The organism is Zhongshania aliphaticivorans, from assembly GCF_902705875.1.
GTDB lineage: Bacteria > Pseudomonadota > Gammaproteobacteria > Pseudomonadales > Spongiibacteraceae > Spongiibacter > Spongiibacter aliphaticivorans_A.
This window is the reverse complement of record NZ_CACSIK010000003.1, coordinates 220,165-242,240: the sequence shown is the minus strand read 5'-3', so window position 1 is coordinate 242,240 and position 22,076 is coordinate 220,165. Positions and strand designations below refer to the sequence as shown.

At 46.6% G+C, this 22,076-nt stretch carries 23 protein-coding genes and 1 tRNA gene; 10 read left to right on the top strand and 14 right to left on the bottom strand.

Annotation, left to right across the window (positions count from 1 at the left end):
- Positions 1 to 56 precede the first annotated feature (56 nt).
- The 3 genes from AELLOGFF_RS16220 to AELLOGFF_RS16210 form a co-directional block, all read right to left on the bottom strand.
- On the bottom strand, positions 57 to 1,307 hold the full coding sequence (locus AELLOGFF_RS16220; protein WP_159270042.1) for a cytochrome P450: 1,251 nt from the start codon (positions 1,305 to 1,307) through the stop codon (positions 57 to 59).
- Between the two features lie 86 nt (positions 1,308 to 1,393).
- Positions 1,394 to 2,344: an alpha/beta hydrolase fold domain-containing protein gene (locus tag AELLOGFF_RS16215; protein WP_159270039.1), complete on the bottom strand. Its 951-nt coding sequence runs from the start codon at positions 2,342 to 2,344 to the stop codon at positions 1,394 to 1,396.
- 24 nt (positions 2,345 to 2,368) lie between these two features.
- Positions 2,369 to 2,818 carry a DUF3237 domain-containing protein gene (locus tag AELLOGFF_RS16210; protein ID WP_159270037.1) on the bottom strand — a complete coding sequence of 150 codons (450 nt, stop codon included), beginning with the start codon at positions 2,816 to 2,818 and terminating at the stop codon, positions 2,369 to 2,371.
- A 384-nt stretch (positions 2,819 to 3,202) separates the two neighbouring features.
- Here AELLOGFF_RS16210 and AELLOGFF_RS16205 point away from each other — a divergent pair, with 384 nt between their 5' ends.
- Positions 3,203 to 5,386: an FdhF/YdeP family oxidoreductase gene (locus AELLOGFF_RS16205; protein ID WP_159270035.1), complete on the top strand. Its 2,184-nt coding sequence runs from the start codon at positions 3,203 to 3,205 to the stop codon at positions 5,384 to 5,386.
- A 100-nt stretch (positions 5,387 to 5,486) separates the two neighbouring features.
- The gene (locus AELLOGFF_RS16200) at positions 5,487 to 5,864 is read left to right on the top strand and encodes a carboxymuconolactone decarboxylase family protein (RefSeq protein WP_159270027.1); all 378 of its coding nucleotides are present in this window, start codon (positions 5,487 to 5,489) and stop codon (positions 5,862 to 5,864) included.
- A gap of 66 nt (positions 5,865 to 5,930) precedes the next feature.
- Here the strand turns inward: AELLOGFF_RS16200 and AELLOGFF_RS16195 are convergent, their stop codons facing one another.
- Positions 5,931 to 6,149 carry a hypothetical protein gene (locus tag AELLOGFF_RS16195; protein ID WP_159270026.1) on the bottom strand — a complete coding sequence of 73 codons (219 nt, stop codon included), beginning with the start codon at positions 6,147 to 6,149 and terminating at the stop codon, positions 5,931 to 5,933.
- A gap of 166 nt (positions 6,150 to 6,315) precedes the next feature.
- Between AELLOGFF_RS16195 and AELLOGFF_RS16190 the strand changes: the two genes are divergently transcribed.
- Complete coding sequence (locus AELLOGFF_RS16190; RefSeq protein ID WP_159270024.1) at positions 6,316 to 6,702, top strand: DUF4345 domain-containing protein; 387 nt, start codon at positions 6,316 to 6,318, stop codon at positions 6,700 to 6,702.
- 52 nt (positions 6,703 to 6,754) lie between these two features.
- Here the strand turns inward: AELLOGFF_RS16190 and AELLOGFF_RS16185 are convergent, their stop codons facing one another.
- A complete protein-coding gene (locus tag AELLOGFF_RS16185) occupies positions 6,755 to 7,894 on the bottom strand; it encodes a zinc-binding dehydrogenase (RefSeq protein WP_159270022.1) in 1,140 nt (379 codons plus the stop codon).
- Positions 7,895 to 8,069: 175 nt separating this feature from the next.
- Positions 8,070 to 9,164: an NADH:flavin oxidoreductase gene (locus tag AELLOGFF_RS16180; RefSeq protein WP_159270020.1), complete on the bottom strand. Its 1,095-nt coding sequence runs from the start codon at positions 9,162 to 9,164 to the stop codon at positions 8,070 to 8,072.
- Between the two features lie 117 nt (positions 9,165 to 9,281).
- On the opposite strand from AELLOGFF_RS16180, the gene AELLOGFF_RS16175 reads away from it, so the two are divergent.
- Positions 9,282 to 10,187 carry a LysR family transcriptional regulator gene (locus AELLOGFF_RS16175; protein ID WP_159270018.1) on the top strand — a complete coding sequence of 302 codons (906 nt, stop codon included), beginning with the start codon at positions 9,282 to 9,284 and terminating at the stop codon, positions 10,185 to 10,187.
- On the opposite strand, the gene AELLOGFF_RS16170 is transcribed toward AELLOGFF_RS16175, so the two are convergent.
- Positions 10,184 to 11,077: an alpha/beta fold hydrolase gene (locus AELLOGFF_RS16170; protein WP_159270015.1), complete on the bottom strand. Its 894-nt coding sequence runs from the start codon at positions 11,075 to 11,077 to the stop codon at positions 10,184 to 10,186. The two genes, AELLOGFF_RS16175 and AELLOGFF_RS16170, sit on opposite strands and share 4 nt — an antisense overlap.
- A gap of 144 nt (positions 11,078 to 11,221) precedes the next feature.
- On the bottom strand, positions 11,222 to 12,133 hold the full coding sequence (locus tag AELLOGFF_RS16165; protein WP_159270014.1) for a LysR family transcriptional regulator: 912 nt from the start codon (positions 12,131 to 12,133) through the stop codon (positions 11,222 to 11,224).
- 99 nt (positions 12,134 to 12,232) lie between these two features.
- Here AELLOGFF_RS16165 and AELLOGFF_RS16160 point away from each other — a divergent pair, with 99 nt between their 5' ends.
- Entirely contained in the window at positions 12,233 to 13,378 is a 1,146-nt protein-coding gene (locus tag AELLOGFF_RS16160) for an MFS transporter (protein ID WP_159270012.1), read from the top strand.
- 142 nt (positions 13,379 to 13,520) lie between these two features.
- Here AELLOGFF_RS16160 and AELLOGFF_RS16155 read toward each other — a convergent pair whose 3' ends face one another.
- Positions 13,521 to 14,816: a DAPG hydrolase family protein gene (locus AELLOGFF_RS16155; protein WP_159270010.1), complete on the bottom strand. Its 1,296-nt coding sequence runs from the start codon at positions 14,814 to 14,816 to the stop codon at positions 13,521 to 13,523.
- Positions 14,817 to 14,894: 78 nt separating this feature from the next.
- Here AELLOGFF_RS16155 and AELLOGFF_RS16150 point away from each other — a divergent pair, with 78 nt between their 5' ends.
- Positions 14,895 to 15,512, top strand: a complete 618-nt coding sequence (locus AELLOGFF_RS16150) for a TetR/AcrR family transcriptional regulator (RefSeq protein WP_159270008.1) — start codon at positions 14,895 to 14,897, stop codon at positions 15,510 to 15,512.
- Positions 15,513 to 15,585: 73 nt separating this feature from the next.
- Here AELLOGFF_RS16150 and AELLOGFF_RS16145 read toward each other — a convergent pair whose 3' ends face one another.
- Genes AELLOGFF_RS16145 through AELLOGFF_RS16135 form a run of 3 tightly spaced genes read right to left on the bottom strand, consistent with a single transcriptional unit; the run spans position 15,586 to position 17,981 of the window.
- Positions 15,586 to 15,798, bottom strand: coding sequence for a hypothetical protein (locus tag AELLOGFF_RS16145; protein ID WP_159270006.1), 213 nt, complete (start codon positions 15,796 to 15,798; stop codon positions 15,586 to 15,588).
- Entirely contained in the window at positions 15,795 to 16,577 is a 783-nt protein-coding gene (locus AELLOGFF_RS16140) for a molybdopterin dinucleotide binding domain-containing protein (RefSeq protein ID WP_159270004.1), read from the bottom strand. The genes AELLOGFF_RS16145 and AELLOGFF_RS16140 overlap by 4 nt, the downstream gene beginning before the upstream one ends.
- A 12-nt stretch (positions 16,578 to 16,589) precedes the next feature.
- On the bottom strand, positions 16,590 to 17,981 hold the full coding sequence (locus AELLOGFF_RS16135) for a molybdopterin-dependent oxidoreductase (RefSeq protein ID WP_159270002.1): 1,392 nt from the start codon (positions 17,979 to 17,981) through the stop codon (positions 16,590 to 16,592).
- 160 nt (positions 17,982 to 18,141) lie between these two features.
- Here AELLOGFF_RS16135 and AELLOGFF_RS16130 point away from each other — a divergent pair, with 160 nt between their 5' ends.
- Positions 18,142 to 19,158, top strand: coding sequence for an AraC family transcriptional regulator (locus AELLOGFF_RS16130; RefSeq protein ID WP_159270000.1), 1,017 nt, complete (start codon positions 18,142 to 18,144; stop codon positions 19,156 to 19,158).
- A gap of 191 nt (positions 19,159 to 19,349) precedes the next feature.
- Positions 19,350 to 19,426: transfer RNA gene (locus tag AELLOGFF_RS16125), tRNA-Met, on the top strand.
- A 106-nt stretch (positions 19,427 to 19,532) separates the two neighbouring features.
- On the opposite strand, the gene AELLOGFF_RS16120 is transcribed toward AELLOGFF_RS16125, so the two are convergent.
- Positions 19,533 to 19,733 (bottom strand): hypothetical protein, encoded by a 201-nt coding sequence (locus tag AELLOGFF_RS16120; protein WP_159269998.1) that lies wholly within the window; start codon positions 19,731 to 19,733, stop codon positions 19,533 to 19,535.
- Positions 19,734 to 20,294: 561 nt separating this feature from the next.
- Here AELLOGFF_RS16120 and AELLOGFF_RS16115 point away from each other — a divergent pair.
- Both AELLOGFF_RS16115 and AELLOGFF_RS16110 read left to right on the top strand, forming a co-directional pair.
- Positions 20,295 to 21,140 (top strand): hypothetical protein, encoded by an 846-nt coding sequence (locus tag AELLOGFF_RS16115; protein ID WP_159269996.1) that lies wholly within the window; start codon positions 20,295 to 20,297, stop codon positions 21,138 to 21,140.
- The gene (locus AELLOGFF_RS16110) at positions 21,137 to 21,643 is read left to right on the top strand and encodes a hypothetical protein (RefSeq protein WP_159269994.1); all 507 of its coding nucleotides are present in this window, start codon (positions 21,137 to 21,139) and stop codon (positions 21,641 to 21,643) included. The genes AELLOGFF_RS16115 and AELLOGFF_RS16110 overlap by 4 nt, the downstream gene beginning before the upstream one ends.
- A gap of 124 nt (positions 21,644 to 21,767) precedes the next feature.
- Here the strand turns inward: AELLOGFF_RS16110 and AELLOGFF_RS18245 are convergent, their stop codons facing one another.
- On the bottom strand, positions 21,768 to 21,992 hold the full coding sequence (locus AELLOGFF_RS18245; RefSeq protein WP_159270159.1) for a helix-turn-helix domain-containing protein: 225 nt from the start codon (positions 21,990 to 21,992) through the stop codon (positions 21,768 to 21,770).
- Between the last annotated feature and the right edge of the window lie 84 nt (positions 21,993 to 22,076).

Genomic DNA, 22,076 nt, shown 5'->3' with positions numbered 1-22,076 from the left:
GAAAAAAATACCTGTGCCGAAGGAGGTCAACACAGGTATCTGATTACGTATAATGTTTAAGAAAAGGTAACGGGGTAGTTACCCATAACGCGGAAGAACGAGGGAGACCAAACTATTTCGCCCGGATTGATTTTTAGATTTTTTGTGCGTTCCGCTAGCTGAGTAAATGAGTGTCGGGCTTCCATTCTTGCCAACTGATTACCAAGGCAGAAATGAGCGCCACCGCCGAAAGATACATTGGTATTTCGCTCCCTTTGAATGTTGAATTTTTCAGGATCGTCAAAGCGCAGTGGGTCGTGATTTCCTGATGCCATATGGAGCCACAATACCGCATCTTTAGGTAGTAATTTTTCACCGAGCTGAAGTGGTTCGGTGAGAACACGCCAGATAAAATGGATGGGCGCGTCATAGCGTAGGCCTTCATCGATAACCGCATTGACACGGCTGGTATCTTCACGAAACAGGGCTAATTGATCTGGGTGTTCAATCAAGGCGCGGCAACCATTACCGATTAAGCCAATGGTTGTTTCAAAGCCGGCAACAATCACACCGATGGCTTGAACGGCGAGTTGTTCGTCGGGAATAATGCCATCTTGATCGGCTGAAATAATCAGCTGGCTTACTAGGTCATCACCGAGGCTTTTGCGGCGTTTTGCCACTAATTTTTCAAAATAGTCGGCGATATCTATTCCTGCTTGTCGCAGTTGTTGTTGTACTTCTAGGGGTAAAAAGCGACCAAAGAATCCATTGGTTCGCAGGGCGGTGAGTCTGTCGAACATTTCACGATCTTCTTCTGGTATACCCATTATGGCGCAGACCATGCGTGATGGAACTACCATGGCGAGGTCTTTGATAATGTCCAGGCCGCCGTCAGCTAGCGCTTTTTTCATCACTTCGTCGACGGTTTCGATTACGGAGCCTTCCATGGCTCGTACAGTCTTCATATTTAGGGAGCGAACGATCATTTGTCTCAGTCGAGCATGTTCTTCGCCATCTTTATTAAGAACAAACTCCAAAAAACTACCGCGTTTATCAAGTGGGTCAAAGCCGGGAGATAAACCGTTTGCTAAGGTTTGGCTGGTTTTTGCACTGCGCAAAACTGTTTGTATATCATCGAATCGATTGATTCTCCAAGTGTTAACAGGTGTTAAATTTACAGGATCTGCTTCTCGAAGAGCGTTAATTCCGGGATAGGGGTTGACGCGATAATTAGGGTCGAAAGGATTAACGCCTAGCCAATCACCTGGGCCGCCGTTGGCTGCAATATTTTCGTCAAACATGGTGTAGTCAAGTTTTACGCCGTCCATATTAATTCCTTGTGCATGTTTTGGTCTGTGGACGTCACAACCGTTTTTGTTCATTGTTAGTGACGCCGTAAAGTTGTTGTTATGGCCTAAGATTGATAACGCTTAATGAAGTCGCACAATTCAGTGATGGCTGAGTTTGCTTCAGGCAGGTAAGGCGCAAATGCGTGCCAAACATGTACCATGTCTTGGTAAGCACTCAATTTTCCTTGGCCACCGCTCGCTAAGTGTTTTTCCATAAAAATGCGTGAGTCATCAAAAAGCACTTCGGTGCTGCTGGCTTGCATGAGCAAAGGAGGCAGGTGTTCAATTTGCGCCAATAATGGTGAGATCTCAGAGCTACTTGGAGCAAGACCGTCGGCGTAAAGTGCTCCGGCAGCCAATATGGCCGGAGCAGATAGCAGCGCATCGGTGCTTTGGTTTTCAGACATGGAGTCAGACTGAGCAGTGAAATCAGTCAGCGCCGAGAGGGTGACCACCGCACTTGCCTGTATCTTTAGGCTGCTGCGACGATGTAGTAATGTTGCTAAAACAAGCCCTCCACCGGCAGAGTCTCCAACCATAAAGAGCTGTTCTGCTGCACTAGTGCCATTTGGTGAGTTTTGAGCAAGCCAATTTAAGGCTGTGACACAATCGTCAATGGCTGCAGGGTAAGGCTGTTCAGGAGCCAGTCGATAATTAATCGATAGTACCGAGCATCCGGTTAAGGCAGCAATTCTTGACGCTAAGGCTCTGTGGGTGGCAGCTGATCCCGCGAGACCACCGCCGCCATGAATATAAAGTAGTCGCTTATTGGGCATTGCGTTGCTATGACTAAGCCACTCACATGACATGTCGCCAATTTTTATCTGGCTGACTTGTACGTCAGGGTATACCTCGAGCATAGGCAGCATGGCAAGAGGCTTGTCCTCGCTGCTAGTAAATATGCGTTCCACCGTATTTCTTAGGCCAGCAACAAAATCTTCAGGTTTACCTTTGGCGAGCTTTGCCGCTTCACTGCGCATATACGCTTCTACAATATTGGCTTCTGGGGATCTCACGAGCGTTTCTCCAGTCAATTTACATTAAAGGACTTTGAAAATGTCGTATACGACCTTGCCACCGCCAAATGTACGCAGTTTGCCTATAAAGACATATTCGTTTAGCCACGCGTATTTTTCTGAGTTGGTTTCGATGTAAGGTGCTGAGCGGAAATATATTTCGTCGCCGGTAATGGTTTCGCCTGCGGCGATTCTGCTTTGGAAATTTTCATCCATATGCACAACACCACTGTAGTTAACATACGCTGGGTAGCCATCGTCTAGCTTGATGGTGAATCGCACGTCTAGACGCCAGTAACCATTGGGCATGATCTGTATCCAATCGCCCGCTGGCTGCTGCATTTCACCCGAAATTCCTGGTCCGTCGAAGGTGCCGCGTAGTACATTGAAGATTAAGCGGTTGTTGATGGGGGTTGGTTCGCCGATCTCGCCTTCAAGTGTCATTGCGTATTCGGTTTTTACATTATCGACCATAGACTTATCCTCGTTTTGTTATCATTGAGTTAGCATGCTCGGTTAATTTATGTCTATGCGCCCCCCCTCTATTAGTGGCTACCATCACCCCTAGTATTTTTTTGTGGCGCTGTAGTTAATTTTAAAATTTTTGTGATCCATGATAATGACGGAGTTTGTTGTGTGCGGGGTGACGGCTTAAGCGGTAAAAAGGTCGCTTGATCAGGTAATTGTTAGGATGATGTCACTGGGCGAGGCGATAAAGAGTAGGAAGCTGGCTTGCCTAATTACATCAATATTCCTTTCTGTCTTTTAGGCTAAAGATATGATTATCTAGGTAATTAATTTAGCGTATTAGAAGGCGGTTTTAATAAGTATGGCAGTGGCTAATTCTTGGGAGTACAGATGAAGACAATCGTTGGCGGTGGCCCCAAAAAGCTTTTATATACCCTGAAGACGGCCAGTGGTATGGGTTTGCTGAATTCTGCCAAGGCCTTAAATGCAAAGAATGCATGCAAGGCCTGCGGCTTGGGTATGGGTGGCCAGCGCGGCGGCATGATCAATGAGCTCGATGAGTTTCCCTCGGTCTGCAATAAAAGCGTGCAAGCGCAGTCTACGGATATCCAAAAGCCTATCCCTGCTGAGGTGTTTGCTCATGATTTGGCTGCGTTTCAAGCATTGTCGGCGTATGAACTAGAACATCTTGGTCGCTTGGGTATGCCGGTATTCAAAGCTGCCGGCGAAGATCACTATCGAGACGTCGAGTGGGATTGGGCGCTTGAGCGAGCCGCCGCAGGGCTGGCCAAAGTTGAGCCCGGCCGTAGTTTTTTTTATAGCTCTGGCCGTTCATCGAATGAGGCCGGGTTTCTTTTACAGTTGATGGCGCGTTTATATGGCACCAACAATATCAGCAACTGCTCTTATTATTGCCACCAGGCAACGGGTGAAGCCCTGGGCAATACTGTTGGCACAGGAACGGCAACGGTTGAGCTAGATGATATTGCCCACAGCGATTTGTTTTTCTTAATTGGCGCTAATCCCGCCTCCAATCACCCGCGGTTACTGCATAAGCTGATTGGTCTGCGTCGGCGGGGCGGCACGGTGGTGGTTATTAATCCATTGCGTGAAGCCGGCCTAGTGCAATTCGCGGCGCCAAAAATGATTAGCTCCATGATTAAAGGCGGTGACGAGGTAGCAAGTATTTACTTGCAGCCCAAAACCGGTAGCGATATTGCGCTATTTACTGCAATTGCTAAAGCAGTGCTTGAGAAGGGCGGCAGCGCGCAAGACTTTATCCAACAATATTGCAGCGGTTTTGATGAATTTGTTACTCATATACAGGATCAGTCTTGGTCGTCCCTGCTGGATGAGTGCGGTATAGCCAAAGCGGATGTCGAGCGGGTTGCCGATATTTATATTCAATCTAAGCACGCTATTTTTGCCTGGGGCATGGGCATGACCCACCACCAGCACGGTGTTGATAATATTGAATGGATTAGCAATCTTGCCCTGCTGCGCGGCATGGTCGGCAGACCCTACGCAGGCTTGTTGCCGCTCAGGGGGCATAGCAATGTGCAGGGCATTGGCACCATAGGCGTAAAGCCCGTCTTGCCCGCCGAAGTATTTGACCGCATAGAGTCCAGCTACCAAGTTGCGTTGCCAAAAGAGAAAGGCATGCATACCTTGGCGTCGCTAGAGGCAGCCTATAACGGTGATATTGATGCGGCATTGATGTTGGGAGGTAATCTGTATGAGGCCTCGCCAGACAGTCAGTGGGCAGCAAAGGCCTTAGATAATATTGGTTTAAAGATTTTTTTGACCACCACTTTAAATCGTGGCCACGTTGTGGGTGTGGAGCAGGGAGAGTCACTGATATTTCCGGTCTGCGCCCGTGACGAAGAGCCTGAACCAACCACCCAAGAATCGATGTTTAACTACGTGCGCCTAAGCGATGGCGGCATAGAACGTATCGCCTCTGTGCGCTCAGAGGTGGCCATTCTGGCGGATATTTCCGCAAAGTTGCTGCCGAATAGCACAATTCCCTTTGAGGAGTTTAAGCGCCATCAAAAAGTCAGAGAAGCGATTGCCAGGCTGGTGCCGGGCATGGAAGATCTCGCCGATATTGATGTCGCAAAGCAGGAGTTTTTTGTCCGTGGCCGTTTAAAGCACAGCCCCGAGTTTAAGACCCCGGACGGTAAAGCGCACTTTGTGCTGCCCCATACTATCGCCGCAACACCAGAGTCCGCTCGACCTTTTACCATGATGACCATTCGTAGCGAGGGGCAGTTTAACTCTATAATCTACGAGGAAAATGACAGCTACCGCGGCGTTGATAAGCGCTGGACGGTCTTGCTCAATCAGCAAGACGCGCTAGAGCTGGGAGTGTTAGAAGGTGAAACAGTGGATATTTGTTCTGATTATGGCGAGATGAAAAACGTCGCTGTTAAGTTGTTTAATTTACCGAAAGGCTGTGTTGCTGCGTATTACCCCGAGGCTAATATATTAAGCTCTCGTCTCACCGATCCGCGCTCCCATACACCTCAGTTTAAGTCTATTGCGGTGTCAGTTACGGCGAAACGTTTGGCTTAAGGCGGTTAAGGGACAACTTGAGTTCAGCTGATATTGGGTTTTGGTGGCGGTCTGTTTACACTTGCCAACTGTGTTTTTAAATGTAATTTAGTGAGTTGTTATGAGTATTGATGATCAAAAAGCCGGTGAGGTAATTCGCCGTGAAGTTATGGGTACAGCCCATGTTGATGCCTCATTGGGGAATGCCTCAGACTTTGATATGCCACTGCAAGAGGCGGCCATGGAGCATGCCTGGGGTGGTGTATGGACGAGAGATGGTTTGGAAAGAAAAACACGCAGCATCGTCACCGTATCTATGCTGATTGCCTTGCAGGCTCACGGAGAGCTGAAGGGCCATGTGCGCGGTGCGCTAAATAATGGTGTTAGTCCAGAAGAAATTCGAGAAATTGTTATGCATGCCGCTGCATATTGCGGCTACCCAGCCGCTTTGTCTGCGATGCGGGTAGTTAGAGAGGTTGTCGATACTTATGCCGACTAGCTTAGTAACAGGATCGTGGGCCTGTAGGCGGTCAAGCTCGGAGCGGCGAGCGCCTAGGCGATTTTGCTAGGCAACTAGTTTAAGAACCACTTGTGATGTTACAAAGCAGATCAGGAAAAAGACGATCATTGCCGATACGCCGGAGAATACCACTGGCATGGGGTTGGTTTCGGCTAAGTCCATCAGTCTTTTGCGGCCAGACTTATTCTGAAGCGCAAATAGTAAGGAAATACCCTGTTTGAAGGTTTCAAAAGCACTAAGTGGTTTTTGCTCGGTATTTGTCATTTCTTGTCTCGTCATCGCTAATTCGCGGCTGTAGTCTATCACATCAACGGCAATTTATAGCTATAAGGGAAAGTCGGGATGAGTTTGAAGAGCGGCGTTGCAAATTACCCGTGAAGGGTTAGCCTTTAATTAATTTCTACGTGTATCTGAGGGGTATCATAACGCTATGAATATTAGTAAGTTTTTAATAAATATTACGGCCAGTATTTTTACACTTTATGGCGTGGGATTTATCTTTTTCCCAGTAGAAATTTCATTGTTAATTACTGATTTTGCGCCAACAAATGCTACCGCTTTAACTGATATGAGGGCGACCTATGGCGGCATGTCTGCGGCGATAGGTCTTGTGTTATTTGTGCTCGCCTCTAAGCCGCAATGGGAAAAACTTGGGGTTTTTGCTGTTTTAGTGTTTATGCTTGGAATGGCAATTGGCCGCATAGTTGGCTTGTTCGTTGACGGTTCTACAAGCGCTGTGATGTACGTTTACCTAGCGTTAGAAATTGTAGCGTTTATCCTTAGTTCCTATTTGCTAAGTAAAGATCAGCCTCAGTAAATTTTGATTAATCATTAAAGGTGAGCGGGTAATCCTTTACCCGCTGGTTGTGTCACTTGCTAGGGTTGATAAGGAATTTTCTGCCGGTAGCTTGTTGGCTATAAGCGGCAACAATATCTTTATCTAATGCCTCGGTGAGCGAGATCTCATCGCTGTAGTGGCTTGCAAAGGTTGTTTGCAGTTCATTGGCCACTCGTTGACGCAATTCCAGCATTTTTTCCATTCCCACTTTTTGGGTGAATGGCGTAAGCAGCCAGGCGTTAACACCCCAGCTAAAGCCGAAGTTGCGGTTGATAATAGTCGGCGACATATCTAGCCCACCGTAAATGTATAACTGTTTATAGGTATTGGAGCCATAAGGACCAGGTAGCTCAGTGTCTTTTAAAGCAGCACGCTCCATGCAGCTTAAGATGCGACTGCCAAGGTCTCCACCGCCGGTGGCGTCAAAGGCGACATAGGCGCCGGTTGCCTCTATTGCAGCGGTTAGGTCGTCCATAAAGCTATCATCGCTTGAGTTGCAGATATACTTAGCACCTAAGGCCTTCAATATATCGACTTGTTCTTGTTTACGTACAATATTGATTAAGTCGATGCCATCGCTGATACAAATTCGGTTGAGCATTTGCCCCAAGTTTGAGGCTGCGGCAGTGTGAATAATGGCCTTAAACCCTTCGGAACGCATTGTTTCCACAAAGCCAAGCGCCGTTAGTGGATTGACAAAACAAGACGCCGCGTCTCTGGCAGAGGTGCCTTCATTTAATGTCATACACTGCATGACATTAACTTTGCGGTATTGGCAATAAAGCGCGCCATCCATAACGGCTACGGTCTTGCCTAGCAGGGCTTGTGCGGCGGCACTACTACCCGCTTTTACTACCGTGCCTGCACCTTCATTACCAATGGCGAGTGGCTTGCCAATTCGGGGTTTTACACGGGCTTCCATGCCAGCACGTAATGAGGCAGTGTAAGTGGTGTCAGCGCCGCTGCCGGTAGTTTCGCCGGTAGTAACGTCAGCAGGCATAATTAATGTTGCTTGGTCTGAAGGGTTAATGGGTGTGGCTTCAATGCGAACCACTACGTCATTTTCACCGGGCTCTGGGACTGGCGCAGATTTAAGTAGTAATTTTAATTGCCCTTCTTCGGTAACAAGTGATCGTAACTGTAGACCGGTACTTGGTGTTTGTTCTGACATCTGTTTCTCCCCGTCAAAAATCTAGATTTATTATAGTAGTCGCTAATTGATGAATTGCTTGGTTTTGCCGTTAGCGGTAATCATATAAATCATCGCTAGTTTTAATGGCCCTCGCTGCTTTAGGCTGCTCCACCATTAACGTGGTGGGCAACCCTGAAAGCCTAAGGGCTAGTTACTATAGTTGGCTTATATTTTCTTGCGTGAAGGGTTTTAGCTCATCAAGTTGCCCTGCTTTTACTTTGTTTACCCAGTCTGGGTTTGCAAGTAAGGAGCGGCCAATGGCAATGAGGTCAAACTCATTGCTGTTCATTTTTTCAAGTAAATTATCAATATTGGCAACACTGGCACCCTCGCCTTGAAAGGACGTAAGAAACTCCTGGTCAAGCCCAACACTACCTACACTGATAGTCGGTTTGCCGGTGATTTTTTTGGTCCAGCCTGCCAAATTCATGTCTGAGCCTTCAAATTCAGGCTCCCAGAAGCGGCGTTGGCTGCAGTGAAAAATATCGACACCGGCATCACTTAAAGGTGTTAAAAATTCAGCTAATTCTTCTGGCGTTGTGGTTAAGCGGGCGGTGTAGTCTTGCTGCTTCCATTGTGACCAGCGGAATATAATAGTGAAATCGCTGCCGCAGCGTTCTCTGATAGCTTTGATGATGTCGATGGCGAATTGGCTGCGGGCCTGTAAACTGCCACCGTATTGATCGGTGCGTACATTGGTGTCAGCCCAAAAGAACTGATCTATCAAATAACCGTGAGCGCCGTGAATTTCTACCCCATCAAAGCCAATTTCTTTGGCGTCATAGGCGGCCTGTGCGTAGGCGGCTATCAAAACGTTTATTTCATCGAGACTTAGCGCCTCAAAAACTTTTTTATCTTTGCTAACTAGGCCTGAGGGTGAGACGCTGGGTGCGTCGGGAACAGGCCCAGTGCCGGGGCGACGAGTGGCGCCAACATGCCAGATTTGCGGTATGATTTTACCGCCTGCAGCGTGCACGGCGTCGACCACTTTTTTCCAGCCGGCAAGGGCTTCTTCACCGTAAAACGACGGGTAGCTGGGGTCGCCAGATGCAGCGGGATGATTGATGAGGGTGCCCTCGGTAATAATAAGGCCGACACCACCTTCGGCGCGTTTGCGGTAGTACTCTGCCACAGCGTCAGTGGGAACGCCGTTTGGCGAAAAGCCACGGGTCATTGGTGCCATTACCGTGCGGTTCGCGAGTTTAAGATTACCCAGTTCGAACGGGGTGAAGAGTGCACTGGTGTTCATGTGTTTACCTCAAAATATGAGTTTTACGGTATTTGGTTTCCAGCCTAACAGTATACTTTTACAAAAACAGAAGATAATCGGCTAGTATTACGAAATACTTTTGCTGGAATTGCAATAATGGATAAGCTTAAAGCCATGTATCACCTCTGTTGTATTGCTGAGGTGGGAAGCTTTAGCGCGGCAGCTAAGTTGGCCGGCGTGCCGGTTTCCACGGTGTCGCGGAGTATTCAGTCTTTAGAGTCCGAGTTGGGCGCGGCGCTGTTAAAGCGCAGTACTCGGCATGTTGCGCTAACAGAGATAGGTAAAATATACCTTAATGAATGCAAGGATATATTAGCGGCGATAGATAGGGTTGAGGGCAGGGTGGGTAGTTATCAGAATGCCCCGTCTGGTGTTTTGCGGATTAGCGCCCTGCCACATTACGGCGAATTCAGGTTGCTGCCATTACTAGAAGAGTTTCAGCAACGTTACCCAAAAATTGTGATTGATCTTGAACTGTCCAGTTATGCAGCAGATCTTCAGCGCGATGGAATCGACATAGCTATTCGCGGTGGTCGCGAGCCCGATGGACGGGTGATTGCCCAGCGCTTAGAAGACAATACACATCGTTTATGTGCTTCGCAGTCGTATATTAATAAGTTTGGCATGCCGCACAACTTGAGCGAGCTTGTCCGTCACCGTGCCATTCTCTACCGAAGCCCCGCTCAGGTATTACATTGGCATGTTGAGTCGCAAGGTGGGTGGCGACGAATTGATATCGACACCGCTCAAATAAGTAATAGTTTGCGGGTAATTCGTCAGGGCTTATTAACTGATCAAGGTGTCGCGATGTTGCCGAGTTGGAGTATTGAGGACGATATTGCCGACGGCCGCTTGTGCTGGATTCCAATCCAAGAGACTTTATCTGTTATCGCTGATCAACCTGTTGGTAGTGTGTATATGTTGTATCAACAGCCGCAATACACCATTCCGAAAATTAAAGTGGCTGTCGATTTTTTTAAAAACGCTTTTAGTGGGCGTTAGCTTGGTTTGGTTGATGAGTGCTCGTTAACCCAATTAATGATTAGCTCATTAGTCAGTTCAGCGTGTTCTAAATGAGGAAAGTGACCGGCATGGTCTATACGTTCAAAACGCAGACCTTGGGGAAAGTCCTCTGTGTGCATCATTTTTTCAAAGGTCTGTGAATCTATGCACCCATCTTGGCCGCCAGAAATAGCCAAGGTGGGTACGGCCACTTTAAATAAGGCTTCTTTTCTTGTCGACGGTGTGAATGCTTTTAACGTTAGTACTTGCTGATAGTATTGTAAGGCTGAACTGAGCACGCCAGGCTGCTGGAACGTTTCTAAAACTTTTTCAATATGCGCGTTAGGTGCCGTCCAGTTTGGACTCCAGTTTTTCCATAGCGAACGAATAAATTGGAAGTTATTGCGTTTTATCTTGGCCTTAGCAACAAAGCCTAATTGGAAGAAGAAAATATACCAAGACAGCTTTATTTGCTTGGGGTAAAGAATCATTTCATTAATAAAACGCCCGGGGTGGGGTAGAGCCAGCGTTGTTAAACTGTGTAATTTTTGTGGCGCTAAGCTGGCAGCGCGATAAGCGATTGCTGCCCCCCAGTCATGCCCAACTAAATGTACTTTGTCTTCGTTCAGTTCGTTAATGACGGAAACAACATCTTCAGCCATGCTCAGCAACTCGTAATTTCCATTCGCGGGTTGAGAGCTTGCTTCATAGCCTCGAGTTTTTAGCGACATGCCGCGGTAACCGGCCTTGGCAACGGCTTTGAGTTGCTTGTCGAAGGTGAGCTCATTGTCGGGAAAACCATGTAGGAAAAGTATCGTCGGGCCATCGCCTAATGACCTAGCAGAGAGGGTTAGGCCTGTACTGGGGCTGGTAAATTGATGGGTCTTCATCCGACGTTTTCCTAATTATTTTTGATGAGCCAAGTGGCATTTAATAGCGGGTGTGTGGGTGACACTAAGTACGTATTCGGTATTCTAACATTGAGCGATGAAGTGTCTTATTTATTTTTACTCGGCTAGTGTTGGTGTTGCGGATTAAGTATCTGAGTAAGGGGTCAGGGTTGCCGATTGGTCTTGCGAGGCATACCAATCTAACCACGTTTTTGCTGTGGCCGTTGGCTCTGCGTGCCAATGCATTTCTAGGGGAATAGTTAGTTCAATATTTAGATTTATAAAGCTGCAATGATGAGTTTGTAAGTTGCGGACACAGCTTGGTACTAAAGCTACGCTATTGCTGCTTGCTATCTGGGTAAGCAGTGCCTGCATAGACGTGGGCTCGCTTTGGATTTTTGGTTGAATATCGGCGCGATGGAAAGCGGTTATTAGCGTATCAAATAAGCTTGGTGCATGAGTGCGAGAAAATAGGATTAATGGGAAAGGTGCTAGCTCCTCTAGGGCTACTTGAGATTTTTGTGATAAAAGGTGTTCGTTGTTGACTGCTAAGCAGATGGTGTCATTAACAAGATGCTGCCGTTGAATTAAGTTTTCATGCCCGCTGTCTACGGGGCGAGAGAACCCGATATCAATGGCGTTACTGGCAAATGCGATAACCTGCTCGCCCGCCGTCATGTCAAATATTTGCACATCAACTTTCGGTGCATATTGAGTAAAGCGGCTGAGTAGGGTTGGTAAAAAGTGGGCGCAAGCAGAGCTCATATAGCCAATACGTAAAACGCCTTGCTTGCCCTGTGCAACTAATTGGGCCTCGTGTTTTGCCTGTTCACACTTGCTCAAAATAGCTTTTGCATGAATTAAAAAAGCTTGTCCGGGTGCGGTGAGTTCAACGCGGCGAGTACTTCGTTCAAATAGTATTACACCTAACTCTTCTTCAAGCGCGTTGATGTGTCGACTGACAGCACTCTGTACCGTATGTAAGCGATCAGCGGCTAGGGAGAAGCTGCTGCATTCGGCAACTTCTGAGAAGGTGTTGAGGTGTTTGAAGTTCATATTATGCCAATATGAGATTAATGTGGGTTAATTATATCATTTAAAGTATTAGTCGGCGCCTTGTAAGATAGGCTCAGAAATCACTTTTAAGAGGCGACTATGAAGCTATCCAATATTGGCGAATTGACATTGTTGTTGGTGGCAATGCTGACCATTATGGTGGGTGCGGCGCTTGCGCCGGGCTTGGGTTCTATAGCCCATGAGTTGGGTGTGGGTGATTACGCAACGCTTTTGCTTACACTGCCGGCGTTTGGTGCGATTATGTTTGCGCCACTATTTGGAATGCTCATTGATCGTATTGGCGCGCGCACTATCTTATTGGCTAGCTTGTGGGGCTACTTTATTTTTGGCGTGGGTGGCATGTTTTTGCATGGCCCTTGGTTGGTCGTTATAGATCGTATTGTGCTTGGTGGCTTTGCCGCCGGGGTGATGGCTTCTGGCACTGCAGTGATATCACAGTGGTATCAAGGTACGGCTAGGCTCAATATGATAGCCAAGCAAGGTATGGCAATTGAGCTAGGCGGGGTAGTGTTTTTGTTTGCCGGCGGCATATTAAGCGAATGGCATTGGCAGGCGCCGTTTCTGCTGTATGTGATGGGCTTTGTGTGTTTTTTGATGACCAAATTTTGGGTGCCGCCCGTTAAGGCTGCAGAGGTGCTTGAGCCAGTTGATGTTAGTGTCAGCACCTTTGGCGCTAACTCGCTTCGTCCTATTGTTATTTTTGCTGTATTGGCTATGGGTGTCTTTTTTAGTCTTGTTGTTACCTTGCCACAATTCCTTGCTGAGCTTTCTTACAGTGAGGCAGAGACTGGCTATGTTTTGTCATTCATCTCGTTTATGGCGGTGATGTCAGCAATGGTCATGCCCAAAATGGTGAAACAGGTAAAAGCCCAAAATACCTTGGTGATAGCGTTTATTTCTTATGCCATTGCCCACTGTGTATTTGCTTTTAATAATGGTACGGCTACCATTGTTCTTGCGTCTATTTTTGCCGGTATTGGTTTTGGGTTTTCGATCCCCCTTTTAAATCACCTTACAGTGGAAGTGAGCACGGATAAAAATCGCGGACGAAATTTATCCAAGTTTGCTATGGCGGTATTTGCTGGGCAATTTGTTACTTCTATTTTTGATTTTCTAGATTATTCACACCATAACGTTTTGTTGTTATGTGCTGTTATAGCAGCGGTTTGCAGTATTTTGATTGGTGTTAATAAATCGGCAAAGCTATCTGCTTTAGCATCTTAGCTCAAGGAATTCTTGATTGCGAAATCGGTTTGAGTTTCTCGCAATCGACACAAATTGTAAGAGGGCAGTTGGCCACGTTAAAAAACCTAATAGGTGTGGACGGCAATAGTGCTATTGGCGATATCAAGATATTGTAAATCTGTTATTCACCCATCCACTCACGTCGATATAAGCGCGGTAGAAAATACGGCATCATTTGAAACTCTCTCATGACGTGGCGACCGAGATCATCTCCGAAAGTTGGCTGTATTGCTAATACCGCGGCTGATAGAGTGAATGTTGAGTGAAGAGTAACGCCTTCTCCAGATTCACTTGGCTTCCATTGGTGGACTAACTGGTTTTGTGACGTTGGAATAATACTTACTACTGAGGGAAGTGGGTTAACAATACCATTAAACTCCTGAATGCCTTCAATGCCGTTTAAGGAGTAAAAATAGTATGGTCTAGGTTCGGTCAACGCTGTTGGTGGTACTATTACGTCGGGATCTGCACCGGCTATTGAAAGAGTCATTAGTGATGCGCCAATATACTCTCTAATAATTTGCGTGGCGCCAATGTCGTATTGTAAGTCAGGGTTACTCGGTACCACTTCGTAATGAAAAGCATCGTGATCAATTGGTTGCCAAAACCGGTACCTTTCTAGATTGTTTATGTGGTCCCACCACCAAGCGAGCATATCTGGTGAGATATATTTAATATCTTGAACAGCAATTACCTTAAAAACACCTGTGCTGAGGTCAACCGGTGTGACTTCATACTCACCGCGTGGGAGTAATTCTTTCATTAAATAATCATCATCAAACTGTGCGCTTAGAAAAGAGCTAGTACCTCTTAGCGTGTCGCTTAAGAAGTTTGCGTAGCTCTCTACAACTTCTGCTGATCCCTCGGATGTAAGTTCTATTTCGAAGTTGCTGTTTAAATAGCGTTCCCCTGCAGCAGTATATTGTATGAGTACATCTATCGCTGGTTCTTGATCGATATATACCGACATAGCTAGAAAGCTAAAGGGGCGATGTCCAAGAAAATTTATCGAATCTACACGCTCGCTGACTGATGCGGGGGGGTTATACCGCACTGATATGTCGTGGAGAGTACCGTCAATCTTGGCTGTTATCTTGTACTCAGTGTTAGCTTCATAACCAAGGTCATGGGGGTTATCAGGTTCAAATACCCATTGAAATGATTCTATTGCAGGGTTTGCATGTTGAAGGATGGCTAAGGTCTGGTTGTTCCATAACCAGCTAAAAGCTTCGGGTCGGACATCTGCTACACTGAGGGCCAATTTTTTTGACTGTTGCAGTGTTTCGCTCGTCGACGCTGTAGCGCTGTCCGTTTTTCCACCACAAGCGGCTAATTGGAATAGTGTGATAACTATTAAGCACTTTATTATTGCGCTGTAAGCAACTGGCTCAGTTGGACGGAGGCGGGCTGTTAGCATGGTTTATGTGCCTAAAACGTGTTCTAGAATGCGTTTTAGATTTACACTTCTATTTCCCTTTGTCAATAAAGGTTTGATATGACTGTATCCTCAAATCCTGAAGATGTTCGTGCCGCGGTCCGGTCTGCAGCGCAAAACCTGCTGCTAGCCAAGGGGTATGAGGCCACGACGATTCGGGACATCTCTCATCAAGCTAAAGTTTCCACTGGAAGCATTTACCATTTTTTTGGTAGCAAGGATGGTGTTCTTGCATCACTCATAAAGGAGATATTTGAAGGCTCAGGTCGTGACGCCGATAATTTACGTCGGCCTGGAGATTCGGCTTATTTAGTGCTGGCCTACGAGCTCGTAGGCCAGCTTAAGTTGATCTCAGAAAACCAGCATTTAGCTGAGCTTTACGCTGCAGCCTATCGTTCATGGAAAATAACGGAAGTTGTTCTTGATGCCGGGACGGCGCGGAATCAAAGCCTTTTTACAGAAGTATTGCCGAGCTGGGGCCGCCAAGATTTCTATATAGCAACGTCAGTTATAAAGGGCACACTTGCGGTACTTGTGGACGAACGAATTCATGTGAATGCGCTCGATTTATCGCGTCGAATACAGGTTCTCTTGAAAGCTACGTTACCGACGTTTGAATTGCCTGAACAAGATTTCCCCAAAATATTATCTATCGCGCTTGAACGAATAGCGGTGTAAAGCACTTGTGATTTAGGCTGAATACCTCCGCCAGTTACTTTATGCCGCTTTGTCGAAGTTACTTATTCATGGTCTATTCGGGGTTATCCTCGGCCTCGTAATCCATTAAATCAATCGACTCCTCTTCGTCCAGAAAACTGAGTGGTTGGCGGCCATATCGTGCGAGGTTTAGGCGCTGAGCCCAGCGAGCCAATAAGCGCTTCCAAGCTGACTCATGTTGCTGGCCAATAAATCCCGCTATACGCAGCATTAGCCGCGCTTTCACTTGATCTAAGCGGTTTTTCATTGCAAGCCCTCTATGCCAACAAATTGTCGAGGAGGCGCCGAAGGGGAAATACAACAAGGCACACCTTTCAAGTGTGGAATACCCTGCTCTCGATCTAGGTATTCCTTGCTGTCTGGGATGAGCAAACCATCATTGTGATCAAATTCTCCCAGGTCATCTTCTTCCGGAAGCCACCAGCCGTGGGGGATTCGAATCAGGCCGACGGGAACATCGTCACGCAGTTTTACTAGCATGAAAACACTGCCGGCGGTGGTTTCTACTTTGGCCCATTTACCTTCTTCTAGGCCGTAGGTTTCGGCATCTTGCGGGTGGACGAAGGTTCTGGGAAAGCGATTACTTTTCCTCAGGCGTCGATTGTGTCGCTGCCCTGATTGAAAAAATTGCGGTTCACGTAAGCCCACAAACAGTTTAAGCGGGTAGTCGTCGGAGGTTTCTAAATTGCGATAGTAGGGCAGTGGGTCGCAGCCCATTTTTTCTAATACTGTGGAATATAGCTCTACCTTTCCGCTGGGTGTCGCAAATCCGGTTTTACGATATTGGTAGTGCTTGTATTCCCCAATACGGATTTTGTAGCGATCTTTAAATTGCTCAAAACTCATATTGCTACGCGATACGCGGTGGTCAAAGAGTTCGTTGATATTCTGCCATGGGAACCACTCTGAGAGCCCCATTCTGTGCGCCAAACCATGCCAGAAGTCATAGACATTGCGGCAGTCTTCCGGCGGTGAATAAAGCGCATTAGATGTCATGGTCAGCGTTGCCCAATGATAGAAGTCCATCAGATTGGGCCTTTACATCCAGCTGTCGCCGGGCAATACGTAGTCACAGAGGTTGGCGGTTGGTGTCATAAACTGCTCAAAGCAGACGCTTAACTCCTGATTCAAAATGGCTTTACGAATTAAGGACTGGTTGCCGTAACCCATGAGGGCATTGTTGGCAATGGCGAAGAAGGCTTTAACTGGATACGGGTCGCCATATGCCATTGCCCTTAATGTGGACGATGGCACTGCCATATGCGTGCCTTTGACGATATTGGGGTAGCGCTCGCCGAACACGCGGTCGCTGTGTTCCGCCAAGAGGTCGGCGGCTCTGAAGGTAAATGCCGGATGGTCGTCATAGCCGAGCTGCTTGCGCTTTTGTTCAGCGCTGAGTTTGTCTGTTAGTTCCAGTTCGGATTCGGAGATAATCTCGTTGTCAGTCCCCATCATCATTTCGCCACCGGGTGCGTCTAGGTTGCCGGTGATTGCCCTGAGTATTGAAATGGCGCGAATTGCTGAGGTGCTGCTGACCTGCTGGTCGGTGATCGGCGACCACGGAATAATCGCGCCGCGGGCGTTAGCATACATCCGCGCGGACTCGCGAATTTCTTCTTCATTAAGGCCGGTGATTTCACAAACTCGGCTTATGGGGAAGTCGCGTTGCACTCGCTCTTTTAGCGCGTCAAAGCCGAGAGTCCACTCCGCCACAAAAGCCTTGTCGAAAAGTTCCTCTTCAATAATGACCTGAATCCAGCCCATGCACAGCGCCATGTCGGTTCCGGGCTTTAGCGCCAAATGAATGGTCGCTCGCTCCGACTGCGGGCTGCGGCGTGGGTCGATAACGATAAGCTTTGCGCCGCGCTGCTCTGCCAAACGCAGGCGGATATTCTCCCACACCCAGGATTGGCTATTGGTGTTGTGTCCCATTAATACAATGCAGCGGGTATTCTCAAAATCAGGTAGCGGTAGCCATCCGTAGGTCAGCCGGTTAACCGCCGCCGTATTGCCGAGGCACAAGGCAACGGGGGAAATATAATTAGGCGTGCCCAGCAAATTCATAAAGCGGCGGGTCATGCCTGACTCGGTGGAGCAATTCCATGGGCCGCTGGTCACCGCGAGTGCCTCGGGGCCGTGACGGTCGATAACGCCACGGAGTTTCTGGGCAATCTCGTCCAGTGCCTGCTCCCATGAAATTTCTTCCCATTGCCCCGCACCTCGATCGCCAACGCGCTTAAGTGGTTTTAGTAAGCGATTTGGATGATCGAATGTGGTCTGGGCGAGCTTACCTTTTGCGCAAATGGCGCCAGGCCCCATGGGGTTTTCGTAGTCACCCGAGAGTGTGTAATCTTTCTCACCGGGGCGGCGGGTAGCGACCAGCTGACAGGATATATCGCAGGTCGCGCAGAGCACGTGTTTGGTTTCCATGTTCGCTCCTGATGAGAGCACGCTAGGGCGTGTCATTGTCATTATTAGGAGCTGTATCTTAAATAAAAGAATTTACCCCTGTTTACCTAATCTGGCCAATAATTTATCTTATAAGGCCAATATATGGTTGTGGGTCCTTTTTACTTACTGCGAATACATCATGGCGATACTGCATAACAGTCCTTGTTTGCTAAACAGCTTTCTCGACCAGTTTCCGCAATTGGTAATGTCGCGTGGCGCAGACCTAGCGAAGCTGAGTCAGCTTGCGGGGCTTTCGGTTGTTGACGTTACCGGCCCCACTCAGCTCATTGCCTTTGACCGCTTTATTGATTTGCTTGAGATTAGTGCTGCAGAACTGAAAATAGACGACCTTGCTTTGCAATTGGCATCACGACAGGATCTGCGCGCACTTGGGCCGGTATCAATAATGATTGGTCGTTGCAAGGATAGCGACGAGGCCATGCTGACGGTTTTTAAATACCTACGTTTAATTGTGTCTGGCGTAACGATGGAGGCTAAGCTAGATGAAGATTCTATAATAATCGAAATAGACACTCACTTACCGGCGCTGCAGGTTAGACCCCAATTTCAAGACTACCTTGTGGCCTCAACGGTGATGGTTTTGCGTTGTCTGCATGGGGCTTGGTTTCCGATTCAGCGCTGCCAATTGTATCAGCAGGAACCAGGGTATTCGAAACGCCGAGCACTGTCTGACTACCTAGGCTGTCAGCCGCAGTTTGGGCGTCGGCCAACACGGCTCGTTGTTAATCAAGATTTTCTTAGCAAACCCTTAAATGTAAGGTCGCTGCAGACACCGAATATATCCAGTGACATCCAAGCGGCCCGGGTAAACCTTGAGCAATCTGTGACTGATGCCTTGTTATACATCATGCTAACCGGCAAGCCGAGCATTGAACAAATTGCGCCATTACTCGGTTATTCACCTCGAACACTACGACGCCGACTCGCTGAATTAGGGCTTTCCTTTAGTGATATATTGGATGCCACCCGCATCACTCAAGCCAATAAATATTTGCAAAGTACTCATTACCGGCTTGCAGATATCGCAAGCCTGTTGGGATTTACAAATCAAAGCGCCTTTACACGAAGCTATTTACGCTGCAGTGGTATTACACCTAGCCAATATAGGAAGTCGCTCATAATTCATGAGAGCTAACGTGTCTGGGGCAGGGGAACTTGTCATAAATAATCATTTTATTTCATTGGCTTATGACTCACCGCCCGCTTTTTGACAGTATTTAGCTTAAAAGACAGTTTCTGGGATTTATTGCTGGTAAACGGTTGCAATCATAGAAATCCGTCCCTATAATGCGCGCCCTGTCTTAGAGAAAAAGACAAAAGATCAGTTGCGGGGTGGAGCAGTCTGGTAGCTCGTCGGGCTCATAACCCGAAGGTCGTAGGTTCGAATCCTGCCCCCGCTACCACATTAAAGAACGGCAAATCAGTTACTTACTGACTTGCCGTTTTTTTTCGCCTGTTGCTTTTAGACCCCCGTGACACTCCGTGACGTTTTCCGTGACACTTTTGAATTCAGACCCGCCCCGAGCAAACGACTCTATGACCTTCGGTCACCACGCCACGATTACAGCAGTGATAAAAATAGCCCGAAGCAGTAAAGCCTGACGAGCCAACAAGATCAAACCAAGGTTCGCGCAACTCTCCAGCCCACCGATCAACTTGCACCAAAACACACAGAATAGGAAACTGGCGGTCGCATGCCAATAACATCATTCAAGACACCCGCGCCAAAGGCCCATATAAATGCAGAATATATCAATCGTTGTAACCTCCCCTCCATCCCAAGAACTCTCTGATGGTGCCTTGAGGTAGTTGACGAATACAATAACTCGACAGTTTGGGACGATACATTTGAAACCGACTATGACGCATCAAATGAAGCTCAACGCATCATTCGAGACGACGGTATTTGCGCACTAATTGGCCCAGAGGGAGACGAAGAATGGGACTAGCAAGCTCAAAACCACGAAAGACCGTAACGCAAAAGATAGCACGCCAACTTATCTCATTGAAATTTATGGAAAGCGCGATATGATCAGGAGCACGGAATATATGGCAGGCATAACGGACCCTAAGCTATGCTTTGTCGCCCACACAAACAACGGCGGATATAAATCCATACTTGCTACCGAATGCTGAAGCCCCTCGAGCAACTTTTTCGCTAACCTAGATAGCATCGCACAGGCAACCAAGGCATTGCGACGCAAATGAGCCGCAACGACTACAAAGCCACGATTGATGGCGGCCTTATACTTATTAGATTCAAGGAATGATATGTTAGATATTTGTATACGCTGCCCCTCTAAAGATTGCGAAAAATCCAAGATCGAGACTTTTGATTTTTGCCAATACGGCGTCGCATTTTACAACACAGGTAGTATCATCAAAAAGAAAGAGGAGTCCGTCACTTTAAGACATATATCGCACAATTTAAGGCATGAACTAAACAAGGTCCTCCAAACAATTGTTGCTGAAGCCTCCCTTATTGACCCAAATGTAAGCACTAAGAGAATAGATTTAGATAATCCCGCAAGCAAAATTGTTGGCGCAACCGTAATAATTGATCAGTTTATAGAAATGATTGCAGGGGTAAATGAGTTTCATCCAAGCTCTCATTATTCTGCAAATTTAGATAAAAAGACTAATCTTATAAAGATTCTAGATAAATATTCAAAAGTTTTTTCTTTGATCGTAAATACACGAAGATCCAAAAATATAAATTTTAACTTTGAAGTAGACAAGAAAACGGACATCACCTTCGCCTCACATATTATCGAGTACATAATCTCAATCATGATAGATAATATTTGGAAGTACAGTATTGATGGAAGCACCGCCACTGTTTCTAGCATCAAAATTAATACAAGCGACATTAACCTTAAGTTTATTAATATTTCAAGACCTATTCTTGACTCGGAAATGATATTTGAAAAAGGCTTCCAGTCTAGAAATGATTCCGAGGGTTTTGGGTATGGCCTATATTGGGCACAAGTACTTGTACAATATTATAATGAGCTAAGCAAAAGGGATTCTGATTTATTAGAGTTAACTCATGAGCAAAATTTATTAGAAAACGAACAAGCTAAGCAAACCTTTATAATCAGGAACCTTAGATCATGAAGCATAAGCCACTAAACGGACTTGGCAAGCTCCTAATGAAAATCGACAATGTAAGCATATGCATCATAGACGACGAGGATGTTTACTTTAATAAGGCCATGTTAAATACGGCTAAAAATTCAGGTTTCAATGAAATTGATAGATATTCAAAAATAGATTACGCACTGCTCGACAGATTGCAAAAAAATCCATATGACATTGTCGTATTGGATGTACAAGGTATAACGGAGCCCTCTATCGCGAAGGATGGGATGCAGATAGCGTCACTGTTAAGTCGAACTACTTGTAGCTATATTGTAATTACATCAGCGCATCAATTTCACTTGATAAATGATATGACTAAAGTAGATTACATAATGGAGAACAAGATACAAACCACAGCTGATTTTATAGATGAACTGATAGAAATAGTAGATGACTTTATTAGTAAAAAAACATCTTTCTACAAGAAAATTATTTTTAAAATTGGCTTTTCAATGTTCAAGAAAAGCATTTCACAATAAAATCAGATAGCACGCCCGATTCGGGATATGTGACCGTACGTATTTCGCCCAAATCCGGACTCGATGAGCTCAATATCGTGCCGGATTTCCGTTCATTACCTACAGCTTAGGCAGATATTAAATCTTAATCTCCCTCTATATATCGGAGCAAGTCCTTCGGCTCACACTCAAAATAAACGCATAGTGCATTTATTGTATCGGTGTTGGTGTTATAGCCAGGAACATTAGCAACACGAGTTAGTGTAGCTCGACTAATACCAGTGACCTCAGATACCTCTCCCACCGTTATCCGCCTTTTCTCGCGAAACGATTTTTCGTCTAGAAGCTGTTTAAACAATATCCGAATCACGTTGAAGCCAACCCTTGCCACACCCAATAATGCGCCCAGTGTACCAAATTAATCACAAATGAGCATTTTAGCGCTTGACTGATT